Raw genomic sequence first — 1,980 nt, forward strand, 5'->3', positions numbered from 1 at the left:
CAGATGATCGTGGTGATGAAGTTGACCGAGCCGAGGATCGTGCCGAGACCCGCCATCACCAGGCCGACGATCCACAGGTCACCGCCGACCTGCGGGGAGTGCGGCGCCGTGGAGAGCGGCGTGTACGACGTCCAGCCGAAGTCGGCGGCACCGCCGCTGGTGATGAAACCGAACAGGACGATGACGCCGCCGAAGAGGAAGAGCCAGTAGCTCACCATGTTGAGCCGGGGGAACGCCACGTCGGGCGATCCGATCTGCAGCGGCATGATCACGTTGGCGAACCCGGCGAACAGCGGGGTCGCGAACAGCAGCAGCATGGCCCCGCCGTGCATGGTGAACATCTGGTTGTAGCGCTCCAGGCTCACCACCTGCATGCCCGGCTGGATGAGCTCCGCCCGGATGATCATGGCCATGAGCCCGGCGAACATGAAGAAGACGAATGAGGTGATCATGTACAGGTAACCGATCACCTTGTGGTCGGTGCTGGTCAGCCAGTTCACGACCAGTGAGCCCGGCACCCGGTTGGGCGGCGCCGGCGGTGAGATCGGCGGCTCCTCACGTGACTGCTCGGAGGTCGTCACAGCCCACCCCCCTCGGGAACCGGCTCGTCCACGAACCGGCCCGTCCGTGAACCGGCGCGGCATCCGATCCCCGCCGCCTTCCATCCCGCCATCCCCAGGAAAGGTCGCTCCCACTCGCCCCCTTCCGCCATCTTGCCCGCGCGCTGACCTGGCGATTAATCGCCCTCATCCGGACCTCACCGGTCCGAGTGGGCAACATCGGACGACCCGCCGTGCTTGACCCGGGAGCGAAAAGGGCACCCCGCTGAAGTACGGAGCGTCGAAAGGAACCACCTCATGACCCAGCGACAGCGAGTCGTCGTGATCGGAGGAGGGTTCGCGGGCTTCACAGCGGTTCGCACCCTTTCCAGGATCGCGAAGGGCGCGATCGAGATCGTCCTGATCAACCCGACCGACTACTTCCTCTACCTGCCGCTGCTGCCCGAGGTCGCGGCGGGGATCCTCGACCCGCGCAAGGTGGCGATCCCGTTGGCGGGAAACCACCCCGGCGTGCGGCATCTGCTCGCCACCGCGGGCACCGTCGACATCGAGGCGCGCCGCCTGAGGTGCACGGACGCCGAGGGCAACCCCCGCGAGCTGAGCTACGACCGCCTGGTGATCGCGGTCGGCAGCGTCAACAAGCTGCTTCCCATACCCGGCGTCGCCGAGCACGCCCACGGTTTCCGCAGCATCGCCGAGGCCCTCTACCTGCGTGACCACCTGATCCGCCAGATCGAGCTCGCCGCCATCTCCGACGACCCCGAGGAGCGCAGGGGCCGGTGCACCTTCGTGGTCGTGGGCGCCGGGTACACCGGTACCGAGGTGGCGGCTCAGGGCCAGCTGCTCACCCTCGACACCCGCAGGAGGCTGCCGGAGCTGCGTGACCAGCCGGTGCGCTGGATCCTCGCCGACGTCGCCCCGCGCATCCTCCCCGAGCTCGACGAGCGCCTGTCGCGGACCGCGCACCGGACGCTGTCGGAGCGGGGCATGGAGATCCGCACCGGTACGAGTGTGGCCGAGGCGACGGCGGACGGCGTCGAACTCTCCGACGGGGAGTTCGTGGCGACCCGGTCACTGATCTGGTGCGTCGGCGTGCGCCCCGACCCGATGGTGGAGTCGCTGGGGCTGCCGACCGAGAAGGGGCGGCTGCTCGTCGACGAATACCTGCGGGTGCCGGGACACCCGGAGATCTACGCCTGCGGCGACGCGGCCGCGGTGCCGGACCTCACCCGCCCCGGCGAGTACACCGCGATGACCGCCCAGCACGCCGGCCGCCAGGGCAGGCGTGCCGCCCACAACATCGCCGCCTCATACGGTCGCGGACGGCTCCGGCCGTACCGGCACAACGACCTGGGGTTCGTCGTCGACCTGGGCGGGGCCGCCGCCGCCGCGAACCCGCTGGGCGTGCCGCTGTCGGGCA

The 1,980-nt window shown here is 69.4% G+C and carries 2 protein-coding genes; one reads left to right on the forward strand and one right to left on the reverse strand.

Features of this window, described 5'->3' with window-relative positions; genetic code table 11:
- Positions 1-545: cbb3-type cytochrome c oxidase subunit I (locus tag ABZ260_RS50525; RefSeq protein ID WP_355632970.1), on the reverse strand; the 545-nt coding region annotated here is incomplete at its 3' end.
- Positions 546-857: 312 nt separating this feature from the next.
- On the opposite strand from ABZ260_RS50525, the gene ABZ260_RS50530 reads away from it, so the two are divergent.
- Positions 858-1,980: NAD(P)/FAD-dependent oxidoreductase (locus ABZ260_RS50530; RefSeq protein WP_355632967.1), on the forward strand; the 1,123-nt coding region annotated here is incomplete at its 3' end.

The organism is Streptosporangium sp. NPDC006013 (assembly GCF_040614275.1).
Taxonomy (GTDB): domain Bacteria; phylum Actinomycetota; class Actinomycetes; order Streptosporangiales; family Streptosporangiaceae; genus Streptosporangium.